The organism is Nonomuraea sp. NPDC005650, from assembly GCF_040605375.1.
Classification (GTDB): Bacteria; Actinomycetota; Actinomycetes; order Streptosporangiales; family Streptosporangiaceae; genus Nonomuraea.
This window is the reverse complement of sequence record NZ_JBEXCR010000005.1, coordinates 285,387-306,775: the sequence shown is the minus strand read 5'-3', so window position 1 is coordinate 306,775 and position 21,389 is coordinate 285,387. Positions and strand designations below refer to the sequence as shown.

Below are 21,389 nucleotides of genomic sequence, written 5' to 3'. Positions count from 1 at the left end.
AGAGCAGGATTATGAGATTCTCCATCCTGGGCGCGCTGCTCGGCACCGTCGCACTGGCAGGAGCCGGCGGAGTTGCGATCACCCAGACGTCAGCAACCGATCCCGTACGATCCACTGACAACCGACTAGGCGCTCTAGGCGCGCAAGTGGCGTTAACCACCGTCCCGACGGCGAGTCCGTCACCCACGGAGACTCCCACGATCGGGGAGTACACCGCCACGACGAAGGTAGTCAAGAGGCGAGGCGTCTCCTACCTGAATGTATCGATCACGGACGCGCAGATTGCCCTCTTCTCGATCAAGCAGCGAGTATGCAAGGGCAGGTCCTGCAAGACGACCAGCGTCGACCTCCTGGTGACCGAGGGCTCGGGAGAGTCCACGAAGCGGCTCGGCCGGGGCACGTACAAGAAAAAGGGCAAGGTGGCGGTCAGACTGACGCCCCTTCCGACGGTGACGGTGAAGGAGCGGGTCACGGTCACCGAACCGGGCCCGACGGTCACGCAGACAGTGACGTTCACCTGTCAGCCGAGCGTCGAGCCCACCGAGACCCCTCCGCCGACGACCCTTCCGACGGAGGCCCCTCCGCCGTCGGCCCTTCCGACGGACACGGGTACGCCCACGGCCACGAGCACGGCCACGGGCACGGAGTCCCCGCCGGTCGCCGATACGCCGACGCCCACTCCGACTCTGACTGACACCGCGACCGAAACTCCCACCGAAACCCCGACCGAAACACCCACCACGACCCCGACCACAACTCCGACCGAAACCCCGACCGGCACCCCGACGGACGCCCCGACGGGCTCCGTGCCGCCGACGGAGGGCGCGCCGGAGATCCCCATCTGTCCGCCGCCGGCGGAGGAGACGCCGACAGAGCTCCCCTCCGAGACCCCGCCGGGCACGGCGACGCCTACCGGCACCGGCGTCCCGACAGCCACCCCGACGGAGACCCCGACCACCACACCGTCGGAATCGGCCAGCGCTTCCACTCAGTAGCGACAAGGGAGGCGACCAAGTGAGCGGGCCAGGCCAAGCGCCTGGCCCGACTCATGCCCGCGCTGACACCCGTGCCCGTGCCCGCGTTCATGCCGGAGAGAAGCCTCCGCCGCTCCGCACGACCTCACCACTGCATGCGCAGCGGAAAGGCTCACAGGAGCGCCTAAAGGGTCTTGTACTGCCCTTCGTGGTACAGAAGCGGCGCCCCGTCCGAAGGCGTGTCCAGGGCCGTCACCTCGCCCACCACGATCGAGTGGTCCCCGCCGTCGTGCACCGCCGTCGTCACGCACTCCACCGTCGCGATGGCCCCGTCGAACAACGCCACCCCCGACTCCCCCAGGTGATGCGGCCACCGCGCGAGCTGCCCGTTCAACGGCCGCCCCCGGTGGGCGAAGAAGCGCGAGGCGTCCTCCATCGAGGCCGGCAGCACGGAGACCCCCCATATCCCCGCCTCCAGCACCGCGTCATGGAACCGGGCCACCTTCTCCGCACAGAACAGCACGAGGAGTGGATCAAGGGAGACAGAGGTGAACGAATTCACCGTCATCGCATGATCGACATCGCCCAGCCTGGTCGTCACGATCGCGACTCCAGTGGCGAAGCGGCCGACGACCTTGCGGTACGTTCCAGGATCCACGGGCCGCTCGATGGAATGCACGAACGCTACTTTATGCCTCTACATAGAGTTCTTCGGAGGGTACCCATGCAAGAGCCACGATCCCCTCTCTGACGAGGGCGAAAGCACATAGGCCGCCACGATGCCCGCCAGCCCTCCGTACAGATACACGTATCCGGGCAGACCATCCGCGATCACCAGATCCCCCGCGCTCAGCTTCAGCGTGAACGGCATCGTCACCAGCAACCAGCCGACCGCCGTGATGAAGGCCCCGAGCTTGGCCCGCATCAGCTTCCCCGCCCCCAGGCACACCGCGAAGAGCACCAGCACCCACACGATCGCCGCGACCGGGACGGGCCCGACCTGCCACCTCGGATCCGGATGCGTGAAGCCGCCCACGACCCCTATGACGACGCCGAGCACGAACAGCATGCCGTACGCCGCCCCGCCCAGAGCCGACTCGGCCTGGCTGCGATGTTCCATGTCGCATGAGGTTAGTGGATGCCCGCGAAGAGATCGTTCTCGCGGGTGTGCGGATCGCCCAGGCCGCCCGCCTCGATGGGCGGGCCGGGCACGGCAGGGCCGCGTACGCCGATGGCCAGCCTGTAGTGCTCGACGCCCAGGACCTCCTGGCCGATGTTGTTGGACAGCGCGAACCACGGGTCGTCCACGATGATCTGCGTGACGTGCGCCCGCATGGCCTCCATCTTGTTGCCGATCCACGGTCGGGCGTCGATCTCGGTGGTGACGTCCTCGTCCACGTTGCCGAACGGCATGTCCTCCACGTCCTCCACCAGGAAACTGACGTCCGCCTCGCGCAGCGCCTCGGTCGTGCGCCGCATGACGGACCGGGCGAGGGCCGTGTGGTAGAACTTCGCGATCTGCCACGGTTCGCCCTCACCGAAGTCCGGTTTCGCCGCCAGCTCGAACGCTCTGCGCGAAACCCGGTGCGCCTGGATGTGGTCGGGATGCCCGTAGAAGCCGTTGTCGTCGTACGTGACGAGGACCTGGGGCCGTACCTCCCGGATGACCTTGACCAGCTCCCCCGCCGCCTCGTCGAGGTCGGCGCGCCAGAACGCCTTCGGGTGGTCATTGGACGCCACCCCCATCATCCCCGAGTCCCGCCAGCGGCCCGGCCCGCCCAGGAAGCGGTGGTCCTCGACCCCGAGCGCCTGGCAGGCGGCGGCGAGCTCGCCGATCCGGTACGGCCCGAGGGCGTCGTCCTGGTCGGCCGCCAGGTGGGCGAGGTCGCCGGGGATGATCTCGCCTTCCTCGCCGAGAGTGCAGGTCACGAGCGTGACGTGGGCGCCCTCGGCGACGTACTTGGCCATGGTCGCCCCGGTTCCGATCGACTCGTCGTCCGGATGGGCGTGTACGAGGAGGAGCCGTCGATCAGTCATAGGAACGAGCGTACAGACGGGCTCCGGACGCCATTGCGCAGGTTCCTCATCGGCGGTGGCAGGATTGGGCGCATGAGCGAGAGCTACCCGCGACTGTCTGCCAGGACCCGCCGGTTCACCCTCGGAGTGCCCAGGGGCTTCACGATCACTCCGGACGGCGGCAGGGTGGTCTTCCTCCGCACGAAGTCGGGCACCGACCCGGTGACGTGCCTGTGGGAGCTCGACACCGACACCCATGTCGAGCGCCTGGTCGTCGACCCGCGCACGCTCGACGCCGACGAGGAGAGCCTGCCGCCGGAGGAGCGGGCCAGGCGCGAGCGCAGCCGGGAGGCGGCGGGCGGCGTGGTCGCCTACGCCGCCGACGCCGACGTCACGCGGGCCTGCTTCGCCCTGTCCGGCGCTCTCTACGTCGTCGAGTTCGCGACCGGCCAGGTGCGCCGGCTGGACACGCCGGATGCGGTCATCGACCCCCGTCTGTCCCCGGACGGGGCACATGTCGCGTACGTCACCGGCGGCGCGCTGCGCGTCCAGGACCTCGGGTCCGGCGAGGACCGCGCGCTGGCCACGCCGGAGGCGGAGACCGTGACGTACGGGCTGGCCGAGTTCATCGCCGCCGAGGAGATGGACAGGATGCGCGGCCACTGGTGGGCGCCGTCGGGCGACGCGCTGCTGGTCGAACGCGTCGACGAGGCCCCGGTCCGGATCTGGCACATCGCCGACCCGGCCAACCCCGACCGCCCCGCGTCGGCCCAGCGCTATCCGGCCGCCGGCACGCCCAACGCGGTCACCGAGCTGTTCGTGCTGGGGCTCGACGGGTCGCGGGTCGCGGTGCCGTACGAGGAGGAATACCTCACGACGGCGGCCTGGGACCCCCACGCGCTGTCGATCGTGACCATGACGCGCGACCAGCGGACGATGCGGCTGTTCAAGGTCGACCCGGCGACGGGCGCGTCCGAGCTGGTGCGCGAGGACACCGATCCGGCCTGGGTCGACGTCGTCTCCGGCGTGCCCGCGCACCTCGACGACGGGTCGCTGGTGTGGGTGGCCGCCTCGGACGGCGGCAACCGGCTGTTCGTGGGCGACCGCGCGGTCACGCCGCCCACGTTGCAGGTGCGGGCGGTGCTCGACGTCGATCACGACAGCGTGCTGTTCAGCGCGAGCGGCGATCCGACCGAGGTCCACCTGTGGACGTGGGACGGTCATTCGCTGCTGCCCGTCTCGACCCGGTCCGGGGTGTTCTCGGGGCGGATGTCGGGCGGTGTGGGCGTGCTGACCGAGCAGAGCCTCGACGCCGAGGGCGTGTCGACCACGGTCGTGCGGCGTGACGGCATGGCGGTGCCGATCCCGTCGTTCGCCGAGCGGCCCGGCCTCGACCTGCGGGTCTCGCTCGGCCGTTCCGGCCGCCGCGAGCTGGCCACCGCCGTGGTGCTGCCTTCGTGGCACGAGCAGGGCTCCGGGAAGCTGCCGGTCCTCATGGATCCGTACGGCGGGCCGCACGCGCAGCGCGTGCTCAACCGGCGCGGCGCGTTCCTGGAGAGCCAGTGGTTCGCCGAGCAGGGGTTCGCGGTCATCGTGGCGGACGGGCGCGGCACTCCCGGCAGGGGCCCCGAGTTCGAGCGGGCCGTGCTGAACGACCTGGCGTCCCCCGCGCTCGAAGACCAGATCGACGCCCTGCAGGGGGTTGCCGAGCAGTATCCCGACGATCTCGACCTGACGCGGGTGGCCATTCGCGGCTGGTCGTTCGGCGGCTTCCTGGCCGCGCTGGCGGTGCTGCGGCGGCCCGACGTGTTCCACGCGGCGGTGGCGGGGGCGCCGGTGACCGACTGGCGGCTGTACGACACGTGCTACACCGAGCGATACCTGGGCCATCCGGACGAGCAGCCCGATGTGTACGAGAAGTCGTCGCTGTTCGGGGACGCGGGCAAGCTCGAACGTCCGCTGCTGCTGATCCACGGCCTGGCCGACGACAACGTGGTGGCCGCCCACACGCTGCGCCTGTCGTCCGCCCTGCTCGCGGCCGGTCGGCAGCACAGCGTGCTCCCGCTCTCCGGGGTGACGCACATGACGCCCCAGGAGGTCGTGGCGGAAAACCTGCTGCTGCTCCAGGTCGACTTCTTGAAGAGGTCGCTGGGCTGACCTACTGGCGCAGGGCGTCGAGCGCTCTGGACACGGTCAGACCGGCGATCACCACGCCGCCCAGGACGATCATGGTGAGGTACGTGGGGGCGTTCATCAGGGCGAGTTCGCCCTGCGCGATCGCCAGGATGAGGACGGCGAGCAGCGTGCCGACGACTGCTCCACGTCCTTCGCCGGCCACTGCGCCGGCGGCCTCCGTACCCGTCACCTTGACACCACCCCCGAGCCCGCCCGTGCCCGACGCCCCACCGAGGACGGCCGCGCCCGGCGCCCCACCGAGCCCACCCGCACTCGACGCCCCGCCAAGGACGGCCGCGCCCGGCGCACTGGCGCCACCCGCGAGCCCGGCCGTACCCGACGCGCCGACACCCATGAGCCGCCCGGCCGTACCCGACGCACTGGTGCCGCCCAGCAGCACGGCGGCCAGCGCGAACACGACGGTGAACAACCCCTGAGAGCCCGGCTGCGCCGCCCCCAGCCGCAACAGCAGCATGAACCCGCCCAAAGCGGCCAGCACACAGGATCCGGTCAGCCCGACGAGCGGGCCGACCCACCCCATGGTCAGCCACTCCCGGAACCCCCGCCGCGCCCACAACACCCCGCCGGCCACCGAGACGACGGCGAACACCGCGAACCCCACCACGGGCGAGAGCGCCGGCGGCTGCGGCAAAATGATCGTTCTGGCCTGGCTGAACGCGAGCGACAGCGCGTCGCAGACCACGGCGGCGGCGAGCGTGACCACCCAGGACGGCGCCTCCAGCAGCACCGTGAACGCCCCCATGACCAGCCCGGAAAGCGCGGCGAGAAGAAGTACGAGGAGCAGCCCCACGACCAGCGGCATGCCGAGGAAGACCACGACGGAGGCGATGAGAACTCCGGACAGCGCGGACACGGCGCCCACGGCCAGGTTGGGCGTGCCGGTGCGCAGCGACAGGGAGAGCGCCACGGCGACCAGGCCGAGCGGCGCGGAGGACGCGAGGATGTTCAGCAGGTGCGCGCTGGGAGCGGTGAACAGGACCATCCCCAGCCCCAGCACCGCGACGACCCCGAGCGCGCCTTCCCAGACCCACTGCCATTTGCTCACGCCGTCGATCGTGACAACGCCACCCCACCACCGCAAGACCCATCGCACCCACGAACCACCTCCATCCGGAAATATCAACATAGAACGGTCGAGGCGGCAGCGGTCTGACAACCCCTGGTACGACTCCCACCCCCAAAGACCAAACCGTGGTCCGACGCGATCCCGCCCGCCACTCCGGCATCGTGAACGCCATGCTCAAGCCCCTCACCATCACCCTGGCCTTGCTGGGCATGGGGACCTTGCCGACCACCTCTGCGTCCGCAGCGTCCGCCGCCGGCGGGCCGCAGCAGTGGCAGACCTGCCCCAATGACAAGATCGGCATGGAGTGCGACGACCTCCAGGTCCCGGCCGACTGGCAGAAGCCGGACGGCCGCAAGATCACCCTCAAGCTGGGCCGTCTGAAGGCCACCGGCAAGTCGGAAGGCTCGGTCCTGGTGGCCTACGGCGGTCCCGGCGGCCCCGGCCTCGGCCTCACGCAGTCCGTCCCCGACTGGTGGACCAAGCTCCGCGACCGCATGGACATCGTCACGTGGGACACCCGCGGCTACGGCGAGCAGTTCGGGGGCCTCAGCACGGGCCTGCAGTGCGCCTGGACCCGCGTCCCCATCCCCGACCCGCCCCGCGACGACGCCGACTTCGGCCGCCTGTCCGACACCAACCGCGGCTACGCCGAGGCCTGCCGGCTCAAGGACCCGGAGCTGTTCGCCAACATGAGCTCGGCAGACCAGGCCAGAGACATGGAGGCGATCAGAAAGGCCCTCGGCGACGACAAGCTCAACTACTACGGCGCTTCCTACGCGGGCTTCTACGGCCAGGCATATGCCCGCCTCTTCCCAGACAAGATCCGCACGATGGTCCTCGACGGCACGTTTAACCACAGCGCCGCCAGTTGGGAGCGCGAGCTGGAAGCGGCGGCCAAGTCCAACGAGCAGTCCCTGCAGCGCTTCTTCACCTGGTGCGCCACTAACGACTGCGCGGACGTCCCCGCCCTCTGGCGCACGCTGATCGCCCGCGCCGACCGCACCCCCGTCCCCACGAAGACCGCCAACGTCGCCTACCGGACCCGCGACCTGCAGAGCTTCGCCCTGGGTCTGGCCCGCCAGGGCACCACCGCCTGGCCCAAGCTGGCCCAGGCGATCCGCAAGGCCGTCGACGGCGATGCCTCGGACTTCGTCCCGCAGCGCGGCGCCCGCTACCCCGACCAGTCCACGGGTGTCACCGAATGCGCCGACTGGCCCCGCTTCGCCAACCGCAAGGAGATGACCGCCACCATCAAGCGCGTGCAACGCGTGGCCCCCAACACCGGCACCGCCAACACCCTCGCCTCAGCGACCCTGGGCTGCATCGGCTGGCCCGAGCCGGTCAGCAACCCACCCGCCCCTCTCCCCAAGGGCCTCCCACCGATGCTGGGAGCAGGCGCCTGGGGCGAGTCGGACGCGGTGACCCGCGTCCTCGCCCAGGTCCCCGGCAGCGCCGTCATCCGCCACGAGGGCCCCGGCCACACCCTGTACGGCGCCAACCCCTGCGCCCGCGACCACATCAACCGCTACTTCACCGACCGCACCCTCCCCCCGACCAAAACCCAATGCTGACCCCACCGCCCTGACCACCACGACCACCACGACCAGACCAAACCCACCCAGCGACCCACCACCGTTGCCCGCAGCGACCCTCCCCACCCGAACAACACCGCCAAGGGCGAACCGAGCCCTCACCCCAGGCGCCAACAACCAACCCCTAGGTGGCAGGCGTTCGATGTGTCGAAGGCGGAGTCCGAATCGCCCGACGAGCACCCGGTTATCGCACCACCCGCGTCAGCAGTTCGCTCAGGGTGGTCTGCTCTTCCGACGTGAGCCGAGCCAAGGGCGAGGCCTCCGTGAGCAGGTCCATCAACCGCTCGCGGAGCGCGGCGCCTCGGGCGGTCAGCACGAGCTGCTTGGCTCGGCGATCGCCGGGGTGCGGGCGTCGTTCGACGATGCCCTGCTCCTCCAACCGATCGACGACGAACGTGGCGTTCGACGGCTCACAACTCATCCGATCGGCCAGGTCGCGCATGGTCATCGGGCCACTGAGCTCACGCAACGCCACCGCCTGAGCCGCCGTCAGGTCCAGCGACCCCGCCCGCTCCCTGATGTGGCCCTCAATCTGCTTGGCCAAGGCACCGACGAGGCCGCACAGGTTCCGCTCGGCGATCGCGCGCTCCGCACTGTCACCGCCGGCAGCACCGGCAGCGGCAACGCCAGCAGTGGCAGCCCCGGTGGCGGCAACACCGGTAGTGGAAGCCCTGGTGGCGGGAGCTCCGGTAGTGGAGGCCCCTGCGGCGGGAGCTCCGGTGGCAGGGCCGGTGGTGGCAGGGCCGGTGGTGGGAGCGTTGGCGGCGGCGATGGTAGTGGGCTCGGGCGACTTCACATCAGCCAGGATAGCTCAAGCATGCATATTTGCAGCTTTAATAGTTCTAGTTGTAAGTTTCTCTGCCATGAACGACTACGAAGAGCGTCTGCGTCGGCCGTCCTCTGTCCGTTCCCTGCAGCTCGGCGATCTCAAGATCAGCTATGTGCCCGATGGCGCGGTGCAGCTCAAGCCGTACGGGTGGTTGCTCAGGACGACGGAGCAGGATTGGCAGGACAACGCCGCCTTCCTCGACCACACGGGGAACCTCGTTGGGAGCATTGGTGGGCTGCTGGTGGAGTACGGGGAGAGGGCCCTGTTGATCGATGCCGGAGTGGGGCCGGTGTCCGTACCCGACGATCCGGAGAATCCGAAGATCGGCGCCATCCGTGGTGGCGACCTGCTCGACAACCTCGCCAAGCTGGGCCGCCGACCCAACGAGATCGAAACAGTGGCGTTCACCCACCTCCACCTCGACCACCTCGGTTGGGCCTGGCATCCCGCGCCCGGCAGCGGCCGTCCCGCGTTCACCGAGGCCGACTACCTGATCTCCGAGCCCGAGTGGGAGCAGCGGCAACTGAGTCTTGAGCAGGGGACGACCGACGAGATGCTCGCCACGCTGGCGACCCGGGTGCGTACCGTGCGGGACGACGAGGAGATCTTCCCGGGCGTTCGGGTGGCGCTCGCGCCTGGGCATACGTTCGGGCACACGACGTACACGATCACGTCCGGCGGCCGGCGGTTGATCGCGTTCGGCGATGCCCTGCACTCCTCAGCCCAGATCCGGCGCCCCGACTGGTTCGCCGGTGTGGACCTGGACTCGGTGGAGTCGACGGTGCACCGGCACCGGCTGGTCAACGAGCTGCAGCGCCCGGACACGATCGGTTTCGGCGTGCACTTCGCCGACGTGGTGTTCGGCCGCGTCGACAGCAACACCGCCAACGGCCTGACCTGGGTGCCCGTAGCATGAGCCCCCATTAGTCCCCATGCGCCCGAATGCCCGTCCGGCACCGCCTGACGCCCGGTGCAGCACAGGGGCCACCACCTCACCGCCTAAGATCCCAGCGCGACCCCACCCAGCGTCCCACGCAGGGCACGCATACGCCTCGGCGCTGCCCCACCCAAGGTTCCGGCCGGGGCGCATCCGCCTCACCGACGGAGACCTCAGTGCAGCGGACGGGCCACTGGCCGCCGCCTGACGCCTCAGCGCGACCCCACCCAGCGTTCCAGTTAAGGCGCACGCGCTCCACTGCCTCACCCCCGGGCACAACACCTGAGCCGCCACACTGCCTGACGTCCCAGCGCGGCCCCACCCAGAGCTCCGGTCAGGGCGCATGCGCCTCAGCGCGACCTCACCCAAGGTTCCGGTTCGGTGGTGAGGGCGTCCAGGGCCGGGGGTGGGTGGCTTGGTGGGTCAGGAGCGGGTGGTGGTGGTTGGGGTGCCGTGCCAGCTGGTCCAAAGGGCGGCGTAGGAACCGCCTTCCGCCACCAGCTCGTCGTGCGAGCCCAGCTCGCTGATCCGGCCGTCCTCCACGACCGCCACCCGATCGGCGTCGTGGGCCGTGTAGAGCCGGTGGGCGATTGCGATCACTGTGCGGCCGTCCAGGACGGCGGCCAGCGAACGTTCGAGGTGGCGGGCCGCGCGCGGGTCGATGAGGGAGGTGGCCTCGTCCAGGACGAGGGTGTGCGGGTCGGCGAGCACCAGGCGGGCCAGGGCGAGTTGCTGCGCCTGGGCGGGCGACACCGACAGGCCGCCGGAGCCCACCTCCGCCTCCAGGCCCTCAGGCAGGGCGAGGACCCAGTCGAGGGCGTCCACCGCCTCGAGTGCCTGGCGTACGGCCGAGTCGGAGGCGTCCGGGCGGGCGATCAGCAGGTTGTCGCGCAGCGAGCCCTTGAAGACGTGGTGCTCCTGCGTCACCAGCGCCACGTGCCCCCGCAGCTCGTTCAGCGGCAGGTCCACGAGCGGGACCCCGCCCACGGACACCGATCCGGTACGTGGCCCGTGGATGCCTGCCAGCAACCGGCCCAGGGTGGACTTGCCGGCGCCCGAAGGGCCCACCATGGCGAGTCGTTCGCCGGGCCGGACGGTCAGGGACACATCGTGCAGCACGTCCCGGCCCTCGCGGTACGCGTACCGGACGTCGGACGCCTCCAGGAGCTCGCCGGAGGGACGCGAGGAGCCGGCCGCCCGGTCGTCGGGCACGTTGGCCACGCCCAGCAGCCGGGCCATGGACGCCCCACCCACCTGCAGCTCGTCGATCCACATCAGGAACCTGTCCAGCGGGTCGACCAGCTGCTGCGCGTAGAGCGTGGCGGTGGCCACCTGGGAGAGCGCGACCCAGCCATTGGTGTAGAACAGGCCCCCGACCAGCAGTGTGGTCACCATCGGGATCACGTAGCCCAGCTCGACTGCGGGGAACCACACCGTGCGGAGCCCGAGCGTGTACCGCTCGGCCGCGTAGGAGCGGCTGATGTCGCCGTCGGTACGCGCCCGGCGGCGCGCGTGCAGGCCGAGCGCTTCCACGGCACGGGCGCCCTCGACGGTTTCGGCCAGCCCTTCCGTCATGTCGGCATAGGCGGCGTTCTCGCGGAGGTAGCCGTCTCGGGCCCGCTTCAGGTACCAGCGGGTGGAGACCCAGATCAGCGGCCCGGCGATCAGCATCGGCAGCATGAGCAGCGGGCTGACCAGCAGCAGCGCTCCGGCCGTGATGAAGAAGGTGACCAGGGCGATCAGCGTCTCCGGGACGGCGTTGCGCACGGTGCGGGAAAGCGCGTCCACGTCACGGGAGGTACGGGTGATCAGGTCGCCGGATCCGGCCCGCTCGATCGTGGACAGCGGCAGCCCGAGCACCCGGTCCACGAACTCCTCGCGCAGCTCCGCCAGCACCTTCTCGCCGAGCTTGGCGGAGGCCAGCACGGCGTACCGCATGAGCGTTCCCTGCAGCAGCAGGAAGCCCCCGATGGCGGCGGCCACGACGGCGATGTTGACCTCGTGGCCGTACTGGACGTCCTCGACCAGGGCGCCGAGCTGCCACGGCACCACCAGGCCCGCGACCGCCGCCAGGCCGTGCAGGGCCAGCGCGATCGTGAGCCGGCGTGGGTAGCGGAGCGTGAGGCGCCTGGCGTAGGCGCGAACCTGTTTTCGGTCGGCGACCGGCAAGATTTCGCGAGCCATCCTGCTTACCCCTCCCCGAGCTTCCCGAGCTTCCCGGGTGTCCCGGGTATCCCGAGTGTCCTGAGTGTGCACCTTGTCGATTGGGGCCGTCCCCAGAGGTCCCAGACGTCCCGGACGCTGAGGTCCCGTCTCCGGACGTCCCAGACGCTGAGGGCTCCAGTGCGCCGGAACTCCGTGCGAAGGCGGGCGGGGCGCGGTGGGTCAGTTGGGAGCCCAGCGCCCGAGGTGGGCAGGGGGCAGTGGTTTCCGCGGGTCCGGGACATGGGTCAGTCCTCTCCGCGGGTCACGGTGGCCGCGTACTCCGGCGAGCTGTCCAGAAGCTGCCGGTGCGTGCCCTCCGCGAGCACCCGCCCGCCCTCCACGTAAATGACGTGGTCGGTACGGTCGAGCACCAGCGGGCTGGTCGTGCAGATCAGCGTGGTCCGGCCGGCCCGGGCCTCGACCAGGCGTTCGGCGATGCGGGCCTCGCTGTGGGCGTCGACGGCGCTGGTGGGCTCGACCAGGATGAGCACCTCAGGGTCGGAAAGCAGCGCCCTGACCAGGCGCAGCCGCTGCTGCTGCCCGCCCGAGAACTCCCGCCCGGCCTCGGCCACGGTGGTCGACAGCCCGTCGGGCAGCGCCTCCACGATGTCCTCGGCGCAGGCCGCGCGCAGGGCGTCGCGCAGTCGCTCGTCGGTGGCGCCGCCGCGCACGTCGAGCTCGTCGCGCAGGCGGCCGGTGAACAGCCGGGCGCCGTTGTCGGCGACCAGGATGCGGGCGCGGACCTCGTCGATGGGGAGCGTGGACAGGTCGGCCGCCCCGAAGGTGACGTCGCCGTCGGCGTAGCGGCCGAGCCGGTCGGCGATGGCGATGGCGTCCTCGGGGGTGTCGGCCGCGACCGCCGTGAGGCAGCCGGGCTGGAGGGTCACGCCGCTGTAGGAGTCGCGCAGCACGCCGCCCGCGCTGGCGCCGGTGCCGCCGGTGACCTCGGGCTGGATGGACAGGATCCGGATCACGCGACCGGCGGCCACGTGGCCCTTGGTGAGCTTGTCGGCGGCCTCGGTGAGCGTCCGCATCGGGCCGATCAGGAAGACCGCGTAGAGGTAGAACGCGACGAGCTGCCCGATGGGGATCTCCCCGGCGGCGGCGAACGAGGCGCCGATGCCGGTGACGAGCGCGATGAGCAGGCCGGGCAGCACGATCTGGGCGCCTTCGAGCACCGACTCGACCCTGGCCACGCCCACGCCCGCCTGCCGGACCCGCTGCGACTCGGCCCGGTAGCGGTCGGTGAACACCTGCTCCCCGCCGATCCCGCGCAGCACCCGCAGCCCCGCGACGATGTCGGCGGCCCTGGTGGACAGGTCGCCGGCCAGCTCGCGCTGCCTGGCCTGGCGCCTGTGCAGGGGCCTGAGCAGCGGCCCCACGGCCACGGCCATGAGCGGCACGCCGAACAGGACCAGCAGCCCGAGCGGCAGCGAGGTCGAGATGAGGATCACGGTGACGGTGACGATGGCCACGACGGAGCCCGTGCCGCGCAGCAGGATGTCGATGGAGTTGCCGATGTGGGCGATGTCGGAATTGCCGACGCTGACGACCTCGCCGGTCGAGAGCCGTTTCGGCAGCGTGGCGCCCAGCCTGGCGGACTGCCTCGCGGTCACCTGCACGGTGCGGTAGGCGGCGGCCAGCCAGTTGTAGACGGCCATCCGGTGCCGCATGATCCCGGTGAACGCCTGCATCAGCCCCAGGCCGAACAGGACCGACGCCCAGAGCAGCAGCCCCCGGGTGTCCTTCGCGGTGACGGCGTCGATGCCCTTCCCGAGCACCGCCGGCATCAGGGCCTGCACCAGCCACCACAGGGTGGCGAAGCCGATGCCCATGAGCAGGGTGGCCGACTGCCGCCGCGCATTCCACCACAGGTAGCGGAGCGGGCTGCGGATGTCGGGCACGCCGGGATCGGCTTCAGGAAGGGAGCGCATGGCCTGACAAGGTTGACAAGGCGCACCCCGGCTCGGCAAACGATTTTCGAGCAGCTGGAACGTACTAAAACCGCTCCTGAAGCGTCCGGAACGCCCGGTACGTGTACGCGAGGGCCACCAGCGCGGTCACCGCCAGCAGCAAATACCCGATCGTGTACGCCCCCGACACCGTGTACACGGCCCCCATCACGAGCGGCGGGAAGTACCCGCCCAGCCCTCCGGCGGCCCCGACGAGCCCGGTCACCGTCCCCACCCTGGACGCCTCCACCAGCTTGGCCACCAGGGCGAACACGCCACCGGTCCCGAGGCCAAGGAAGAACGCCATGAGCACGAAGCTCGCCCCGGCAGGCGCCTCCGGCGGCGGCCGCAGGGCCAGCACCAGCGCCATCACCACCGTCCCGCCGAGCGCGACGAACAGCACCCTGGCCGGCCCGATCCTGTCGGAGAGCGCCCCGCCCAGCGGCCTCGACACCACCGCCGCGATCGAGAACCCGGCCGTACGCAGCCCGGCGTCGGTCTGGGCGAAGCGGTACACGTTCTGCAGCAATGTCGGTAGATAGGTGGAGAAAGCCACGAAGCCACCAAAAGTCACCGCATAGAGGAAGGCGCACTGCCAGGTCGCCTTGATGCGCACCGCCTCCCGCATCCTGGGCAGGGCCGACGCGGTGGCGGCGGACCACGCGGGCGAGTCCCGGCTCCCGCCCAGCACGATCACCCCCATCAGCGCCAGCACCGCCGCCATCAGCACATGAGCCGCAGGCCGCCCGAAGTCCTCCACCAGCCGTGGCGTGAAGAACGAGGACAGCGCCGTCCCGCCCATGCCCGCCCCGAAGACACCGGTGGCGAACCCCCGGCGCGCGGGCTCGTACCAGGCGTTCACGAACGGTACGCCGACCGCGAACGACGTCCCCGGGATCCCCAGCAGGAACCCCCAGAACAGCAGCCACCCGTACGAAGCGGACCACCCGACGAACAGCACGGGCACGATCGACACGAAGCAGACGGCCGCGAACATCCGCCGCCCGCCGAGCCGGTCGGTCAGCACCCCGACCGGGATCCGCCCCAGCGACCCGACCACCACGGGGATCGCCACCAGCAGCGAGGTCTGGGTCGGCGAGAGCCCCAACTGCCTGCTGTAGCTCCCGGCCAGGGGCCCGATGAGGTTCCACGCCCAGAACGTCACCGCGAACGCCGCAGTGGCCAGGGCCAGGTTCGACACCTGACCTTTACGAAGCTCAGACATACACCCTGTGTAACAGAGGGTCACCATCTGTGATGAAGTGGGGGTATGAGTGCGGAGGAGCTTCTGCTGAAGACCGGTCGCTATCTGCGTAGGTCGGTCACCAGCGCCGATCTGCACACCATCTACCTGAAAGGCGGCGTCGAGGGAGACATCTTCTACCGCGACCGATGGAGCCACGACAAGGTGGTCCGCTCCACGCACGGCGTGAACTGCACGGGCTCCTGCTCGTGGAAGGTGTTCGTCAAGGACGGCATCATCACCTGGGAGGCGCAGGAGACCGACTACCCGAGCGTGGGCCCCGACCGTCCCGAGTACGAGCCGCGCGGCTGCCCCCGCGGCGCCGCCTTCTCCTGGTACACCTACTCGCCCACCCGGGTCCGCTACCCGTACGCCCGGGGCGTCCTCGTCGAGATGTACCTGGAAGCGAAGAAACGCCTGAACGGCGACCCGGTGGACGCATGGGCATATGTCATGAAGAACCCGCTGAAAAGGCGTCGCTACCAGTCCGCCCGAGGCACCGGCGGCCTCGTCCGCGTCACATGGGACCTGGCCACCGAGATGATCGCCGCCGCTCACGTCTACACCATCAAGAGGTACGGCCCCGACCGGATCGCCGGCTTCTCCCCCATCCCCGCGATGTCGATGGTCTCCCAGGCCATCGGCTCCAGGTTCCTGTCGCTGATCGGCGGCGCCATGCTCTCCTTCTACGACTGGTACGCCGACCTGCCCGTGGCCTCCCCCCAGGTGTTCGGCGACCAGACCGACGTGCCGGAGTCGGCCGACTGGTGGGACGCGGCATACCTGATCATGTGGGGCGCGAACGTCCCCGTCACCCGCACCCCCGACGCGCACTGGATGGCCGAGGCCCGCTACCGGGGCCAGAAGGTCGTCGTGGTCTCCCCCGACTACAGCGACGCCGCCAAGTTCGCCGACGAGTTCGTCAGCGTGCGGCCCGGCACGGACGGCGCGCTGGCCATGGCCATGGGGCATGTGCTGCTGAAGGAGTTCTTCGTCGAGCGCGGGACGCCCTACTTCACCGACTACGTCAAACGCTTCACCGACCTGCCGTTCCTCGTCCGGCTGGAGGAGCGCGCGGGCGCGTACGTGCCCGGCAGGTTCCTCACCGCCAAGGACCTGGGCTCCCAGGAGGAGGCGGCCGAGTGGAAGACCGTGCTCATGTCGGAGACCGGCGAGCCCGTCGTCCCGAACGGCTCGGTCGGCTTCCGCTGGACCGAGTCCGGCAAGGGCCGCTGGAACCTCGATCTCGGCACCGACCCCAAGCTCACCCTGTACGGGGGCGAACCGGCCGAAATCCTGCTGCCCCGCTTCGACGGCGGCGATTCGGTACGCAGGGGCGTGCCGGTGGCCCGGGTCGGGGACCACGTGGTGACCACGGTGTTCGACCTGCTGCTGGCCCAGTACGGGGTGGCGCGCGACGGGCTCCCGGGCGCCTGGCCGGCGGGCTACGACGACGCCGGGGAGCCGTACACGCCGGCCTGGCAGGAGGAGATCACGGGCGTGCCCGCCCGGAGGGCGGTGAAGATCGCCAGAGAGTTCGCGAGGACGGCCGAGTCCACCAAGGGCCGCTGCATGATCATCCTCGGGGCGGGCACCACGCAGTGGTTCCACGGCGACACGATCTACCGGGCGTTCCTGTCGCTCCTCCTGCTGACCGGCTGCCAGGGCCGCAACGGCGGGGGCTGGGCGCACTACGTGGGCCAGGAGAAATGCCAGCCCCTGGGCGGCTGGGCGCTGCTGGCGGGCGCACTCGACTGGGCGCGGCCGCCGCGGCAGGTCCCGGGCACGCCGTACTGGTACCTGCACACCGGCCAGTGGCGCTACGACCACTTCGACGCGGGCGACCTGGTCTCCCCACTCGGTCCCGGCAAGTTCCGCGGCAAGCACACCGCGGAGCTGGTGGCCGAGGCCGTCAGGAACGGCTGGATGCCGATGGCCCCGGCTTTCGACCGCAACCCGCTGGAGCTCGGCGAGGCCGACGACCCCATCGCCTACACGCGCGAGGAGCTCCGCTCGGGCCGGCTCAGGTTCGCCGCCGAACGCCCGGACGACCCGCGCAACTGGCCCCGCGTGCTCACGCTCTGGCGCTCGAACCTCCTCGGCTCCTCCGCCAAGGGCAGCGAGTACTTCCAGCACCACCTCCTCGGCGCCACCTCGAACCTGGAGCGCCCCGACGAACGGGCCCCGAGCGGCAAGCTGGACCTCCTGGTCACGCTCGACTTCAGGATGACGTCCTCGACGATCTTCTCCGACATCGTGCTGCCGGCCGCCACCTGGTACGAGAAGCACGATCTGTCGTCCACGGACATGCATCCGTTCGTGCACGCGTTCAACCCGGCGATCAGCCCGCCCTGGCAGACAAAGACCGATTTTTCGGCGTTTCATGCCATCGCCCGCGCCTTCAGCAAGCTCGGCGAGAAGCACCTCGGCGTACGCAGGGACGTGGTCGCGACGGCGTACCAGCACGACACCCCGGGCGAGCTGGCGACGGGCGGCGGGCCGGAGCTCAAGGTGGTGGAGCGCGACTACGGCGCCATCGCCGAGAAGCTGGCCGCGCTCGGCCCCCTCACGGAGAAGCTGGGCATCCCGGTCAAGGGCGTGACGTTCATGCCCGACGAGGAGGTGACCTGGCTGGGCCAGGCGTGCGGCCTGGTGCCGCGCGGCGTGGCCAAGGGCAGGCCGGAGCTCGACACCGACGCCAAGGCGTGCGAGACGATCCTGGCGCTGTCGGGCGTCAGCAACGGCAGGCTGGCCGCGCAGGGCTTCAGTCAGCTCGCCGAGCGCACCGGCGCCGACTTCGGGGACCTGGCCGACGTGCGGCACCGGATCGTCTTCTCCGACACCCAGGCCGGGCCCGTCCACGTCGCCACCAGCCCCGAGTGGTCGGGCAAGGAGTCGCGCGAGCGCCGCTACTCCCCCTTCACGATCAACGTCGAGAACGGCAAGCCCTGGCACACGCTCACCGGCCGCATGCACTTCTTCCTCGACCACGACTGGATGCACGAGTACGGGGAGTCGCTGCCGGTCTACCGCCCGCCGCTGGACCTGGCGGCGCTGTTCGGCGAGCCCGGCACGCTGCGCTACCTCACCCCGCACAGCAAGTGGTCGATCCACTCCGAGTTCCAGGACAACCTGCTCATGCTGTCGCTGTCGAGGGGCGGCCCGACGATCTGGATGTCGGTCGAGGACGCGGCCGGGCTCGGGATCGCGGACAACGACTGGATCGAGGCGGTCAACCGCAACGGCGTGGTCGTGGCCAGGGCGATCGTCTCGCACCGCATGCCGAAGGGCACGGTGTACATGTACCACGCGCAGGAGCGCCTGATCGACGTGCCCAAGTCCGAGGCGACCGGTCGCAGGGGCGGCATCCACAACGCGCTGACCAGGGTGCTCATCAAGCCCACCCACATGATCGGCGGCTACGCCCAGCTCTCGTACGGCTTCAACTACTTCGGCCCCACCGGCAACCAGCGCGACGAGATCACCACCATCCGCCGCAGATCACAGGAGGTGCGCTTCTGATGGCCACGATCATGGCCCAGATCGCCATGGTGATGAACCTGGACAAGTGCATCGGCTGCCACACCTGCTCGGTCACCTGCAAGCAGACCTGGACCAACCGGGCCGGCGTCGAGTACGTCTGGTTCAACAACGTCGAGACCCGCCCCGGCCAGGGCTACCCGAGGCGCTACGAGGACCAGGAGCGCTGGCGCGGCGGCTGGACGCTCGACAGGCGGGGCAGGCTCAAGCTCCGGGCGGGCGGCCGTCTCCACAAGCTGCTCACCATCTTCGCCAACCCCCTCATGCCCTCGCTCCGGGACTACTACGAGCCCTGGACGTACGACTACGAGAACCTCACCAGGGCGCCCCTCTCCGAGGACGTCCCTGTCGCGCCGCCCAGATCGCTCATCAGCAACCGGCCCACGAAGATCGAGTGGAGCGCCAACTGGGACGACGACCTCGGCGGCGACCCGTCGCCCGACCCCATGCTCGCCAAGGTGTCCGACCAGGTCAAGCTGGCCTTCGAGCAGGCGTTCATGTTCTACCTGCCGCGCATCTGCGAGCACTGCCTCAACCCGTCGTGCGTGGCCTCCTGCCCGTCCGGGGCCATGTACAAGCGGGCCGAGGACGGCATCGTGCTGGTGGACCAGGACAGGTGCCGGGGCTGGCGCATGTGCGTGACGGGCTGCCCGTACAAGAAGGTGTACTTCAACCACAAGACCGGCAAGGCGGAGAAGTGCACGTTCTGCTATCCGCGCGTGGAGGTCGGCCTGCCGACGGTCTGCTCGGAGACCTGCGTCGGACGCCTGCGCTACCTCGGGGTCCTGCTGTACGACGCCGACCGCGTGGCGGCTGCCGCCTCGGTCGCCAATGAGCGCGACCTGTACGAGGCCCAGCTGGACCTGTTCGTCGACCCGAACGACCCGGCGGTCGACGCGGCGGACCTGCCCGTCGACTGGGTGGAGGCGGCGCGGAGATCCCCGGTGTACGACTTGATCAAGAAATATCGGATAGCGCTGCCCCTGCACCCGGAGTACCGCACTCTCCCGATGGTCTGGTACGTCCCCCCGCTCTCCCCCGTCGTGGACGCGCTCGCCGAGGGCGGTCACGACGGCGAGGACGCGGTCAACCTGTTCGCCGCCATCGAGTCGCTCCGCATCCCCATCGGCTACCTGGCCGAGCTGTTCACCGCCGGTGACCGGGCGCCCGTGACCGCCGCGCTGCGTCGCCTGGCCGCGATGCGCTCGTACATGCGCTCGGTCAACCTGGGCCAGCCGCCCGTCCTGGCGGACACCGGCCTGTCGGAGGAGGAGATACACGACATGTACCGGCTGCTGGCGCTGGCCAAGTACGACGAGCGCTACGTGATCCCGACCGCCTACGGGAACATCCCGCCCGGAGTCGTGGAGGAGGGCGGCTGCAGCCTCGACTACGACGGCGGGCCCGGCATGCAGGCCCCGTTCGGCGAGGCGTCGGGCCGGCCCGTCCCGGTCTCGGTCGAGACCTTCCACGGCCTGAAGGAGCGACAGACCAGCGAGGGGCTCACCCACGACCGGGTGAACCTGCTCAACTGGGACGGCCGCGGCATCCCCGCCGGCCTGTTCCCGACCAAGAAGAGGAAAAGGTCATGAACAGCGCTCTCATCTGGCAGTCCGCCGCCCATCTCCTCGCCTATCCGGACGAGCGCTTCTGGCACCGGCTCCCGCTCATCGAGGAGGCCGCCGAGCCGCACTTCGGGCCGTTCCTGTCGCGCGCCTCCGACCTCGGGCCCGGCGAGCTGGCCGCGCACTACGTGGAGACGTTCGACCTGCAGCGGCGCTGCTGCCTCTACCTCACCTACTACGCCGACGGCGACACCCGCCGCCGCGGCCGGTCGCTGGCCGCGCTGAAGCAGTGCTACCGGGCGGCCGGCTGGGAGCTCATGGACGACGAACTGCCCGACTTCCTGCCGGTGATGCTGGAGTTCGCCGCGCTCGATCCTTCGGGCGCCCAGCTGCTCAAGGAGCACAGACCGGGGCTGGAGCTGCTGCTCACGGCCCTGACCGACCGCGACTCGCCGTACGCGTACGTGATCGGCGCGGTGTGCGCGGCCCTGCCGCCGATCACCGCCGCCGAGCGGCTGCAGACCACGCGCCTGGCCCAGGGCGGGCCGCCGGCCGAGACCGTGGGAGGTTACCTGTGAGCTGGGCGGAGAGCACGCTCTGGGTGGTCCTGCCGTACCTCACCCTGCTGGTCTTCGTGGGCGGGCTGATCTGGCGCCACCGCTACGACAAGTTCGGCTGGACGACCCGCTCGTCCCAGCTCTACGAGAGCCCGCTGCTGCGCGTGGCCAGCCCGATGTTCCACTACGGCCTGATCTTCGTGATCGTCGGCCACGTGACCGGTCTGCTCATCCCGGTGGGCTGGACCGACGCGATCGGCGTGTCCAACGCCGCTTACCACACCAACGCCCTCGTCTGGGGCGGGCTCGGGGGCCTGGCCACGCTGGTGGGGCTGGCCCTGTTGATCTACCGCCGCCGCGCCACCGGCCCGGTGTTCCTGGCGACCACGGCCAACGACAAGACGATGTACGCGGTGCTGGCCGCCTCGATCGTGGCGGGCCTGGTGACGACGGTCGCGGGGTTCGTGCCCAGCGACGTGAGCTACCGGACCACGGTCGCGCCCTGGTTCCGCGGCATCTTCGTGCTCCAGCCGGACGCCGCGGCGATGCGTCAGGCCAACGTCCTTTACAAGGTGCACACGCTCATCGGGATGGCGCTGTTCGTACTTTTCCCGTTCAGCCGCCTGGTGCACGCTCTTTCCGCCCCGTTGGGCTATTTGTTCCGTCCTTACATCGTGTATCGGAGTCGCGTTCGATAGCGTGCCGGGCGTCTGGGAG

The 21,389-nt window shown here is 70.2% G+C and carries 16 protein-coding genes; 8 read left to right on the top strand and 8 right to left on the bottom strand.

The window, feature by feature from the left end:
* Positions 1–11: 11 nt before the first annotated feature.
* Positions 12–995, top strand: coding sequence for a hypothetical protein (locus ABZS69_RS11180; protein WP_355369656.1), 984 nt, complete (start codon positions 12–14; stop codon positions 993–995).
* 163 nt (positions 996–1,158) lie between these two features.
* Here ABZS69_RS11180 and ABZS69_RS11175 read toward each other — a convergent pair whose 3' ends face one another.
* From ABZS69_RS11175 to mshB, 3 genes are read right to left on the bottom strand one after another with little or no spacing between them, the layout of a single operon-like run.
* The gene (locus tag ABZS69_RS11175; protein WP_355369654.1) at positions 1,159–1,653 is read right to left on the bottom strand and encodes a flavin reductase family protein; all 495 of its coding nucleotides are present in this window, start codon (positions 1,651–1,653) and stop codon (positions 1,159–1,161) included.
* An 18-nt stretch (positions 1,654–1,671) separates the two neighbouring features.
* Positions 1,672–2,094 carry a DUF6113 family protein gene (locus tag ABZS69_RS11170; RefSeq protein ID WP_355369652.1) on the bottom strand — a complete coding sequence of 141 codons (423 nt, stop codon included), beginning with the start codon at positions 2,092–2,094 and terminating at the stop codon, positions 1,672–1,674.
* An 11-nt stretch (positions 2,095–2,105) separates the two neighbouring features.
* Positions 2,106–3,011, bottom strand: a complete 906-nt coding sequence (mshB, locus tag ABZS69_RS11165; protein WP_355369650.1) for an N-acetyl-1-D-myo-inositol-2-amino-2-deoxy-alpha-D-glucopyranoside deacetylase — start codon at positions 3,009–3,011, stop codon at positions 2,106–2,108.
* 72 nt (positions 3,012–3,083) lie between these two features.
* Between mshB and ABZS69_RS11160 the strand changes: the two genes are divergently transcribed.
* Positions 3,084–5,147: a prolyl oligopeptidase family serine peptidase gene (locus ABZS69_RS11160; RefSeq protein ID WP_355369648.1), complete on the top strand. Its 2,064-nt coding sequence runs from the start codon at positions 3,084–3,086 to the stop codon at positions 5,145–5,147.
* Between the two features lies 1 nt (position 5,148).
* Here ABZS69_RS11160 and ABZS69_RS11155 read toward each other — a convergent pair whose 3' ends face one another.
* The gene (locus ABZS69_RS11155) at positions 5,149–6,231 is read right to left on the bottom strand and encodes a hypothetical protein (RefSeq protein ID WP_355369646.1); all 1,083 of its coding nucleotides are present in this window, start codon (positions 6,229–6,231) and stop codon (positions 5,149–5,151) included.
* Positions 6,232–6,377: 146 nt separating this feature from the next.
* Here ABZS69_RS11155 and ABZS69_RS11150 point away from each other — a divergent pair, with 146 nt between their 5' ends.
* Positions 6,378–7,823 (top strand): alpha/beta fold hydrolase, encoded by a 1,446-nt coding sequence (locus ABZS69_RS11150; RefSeq protein ID WP_355369644.1) that lies wholly within the window; start codon positions 6,378–6,380, stop codon positions 7,821–7,823.
* Positions 7,824–8,028: 205 nt separating this feature from the next.
* Here ABZS69_RS11150 and ABZS69_RS11145 read toward each other — a convergent pair whose 3' ends face one another.
* Positions 8,029–8,640 carry a MarR family transcriptional regulator gene (locus tag ABZS69_RS11145; RefSeq protein WP_355369642.1) on the bottom strand — a complete coding sequence of 204 codons (612 nt, stop codon included), beginning with the start codon at positions 8,638–8,640 and terminating at the stop codon, positions 8,029–8,031.
* Between the two features lie 67 nt (positions 8,641–8,707).
* Here ABZS69_RS11145 and ABZS69_RS11140 point away from each other — a divergent pair, with 67 nt between their 5' ends.
* Entirely contained in the window at positions 8,708–9,589 is an 882-nt protein-coding gene (locus ABZS69_RS11140; protein ID WP_355369640.1) for an MBL fold metallo-hydrolase, read from the top strand.
* Between the two features lie 444 nt (positions 9,590–10,033).
* Here the strand turns inward: ABZS69_RS11140 and ABZS69_RS11135 are convergent, their stop codons facing one another.
* The 3 genes from ABZS69_RS11135 to ABZS69_RS11125 form a co-directional block, all read right to left on the bottom strand.
* The gene (locus ABZS69_RS11135) at positions 10,034–11,794 is read right to left on the bottom strand and encodes an ABC transporter ATP-binding protein (RefSeq protein WP_355369638.1); all 1,761 of its coding nucleotides are present in this window, start codon (positions 11,792–11,794) and stop codon (positions 10,034–10,036) included.
* A 266-nt stretch (positions 11,795–12,060) separates the two neighbouring features.
* On the bottom strand, positions 12,061–13,749 hold the full coding sequence (locus ABZS69_RS11130) for an ABC transporter ATP-binding protein (protein WP_355369636.1): 1,689 nt from the start codon (positions 13,747–13,749) through the stop codon (positions 12,061–12,063).
* Between the two features lie 64 nt (positions 13,750–13,813).
* Entirely contained in the window at positions 13,814–14,992 is a 1,179-nt protein-coding gene (locus ABZS69_RS11125) for an MFS transporter (RefSeq protein ID WP_355369634.1), read from the bottom strand.
* Positions 14,993–15,037: 45 nt separating this feature from the next.
* On the opposite strand from ABZS69_RS11125, the gene ABZS69_RS11120 reads away from it, so the two are divergent.
* Genes ABZS69_RS11120 through narI form a run of 4 tightly spaced genes read left to right on the top strand, consistent with a single transcriptional unit; the run spans position 15,038 to position 21,370 of the window.
* Positions 15,038–18,532, top strand: coding sequence for a nitrate reductase subunit alpha (locus ABZS69_RS11120; RefSeq protein WP_355369632.1), 3,495 nt, complete (start codon positions 15,038–15,040; stop codon positions 18,530–18,532).
* Complete coding sequence (gene narH / locus ABZS69_RS11115; protein ID WP_355369630.1) at positions 18,532–20,142, top strand: nitrate reductase subunit beta; 1,611 nt, start codon at positions 18,532–18,534, stop codon at positions 20,140–20,142. The genes ABZS69_RS11120 and narH overlap by 1 nt, the downstream gene beginning before the upstream one ends.
* Complete coding sequence (narJ, locus tag ABZS69_RS11110; protein ID WP_355369628.1) at positions 20,139–20,693, top strand: nitrate reductase molybdenum cofactor assembly chaperone; 555 nt, start codon at positions 20,139–20,141, stop codon at positions 20,691–20,693. The genes narH and narJ overlap by 4 nt, the downstream gene beginning before the upstream one ends.
* Entirely contained in the window at positions 20,690–21,370 is a 681-nt protein-coding gene (gene narI, locus ABZS69_RS11105; protein ID WP_355369626.1) for a respiratory nitrate reductase subunit gamma, read from the top strand. The genes narJ and narI overlap by 4 nt, the downstream gene beginning before the upstream one ends.
* The last annotated feature ends 19 nt before the right edge of the window (positions 21,371–21,389 follow it).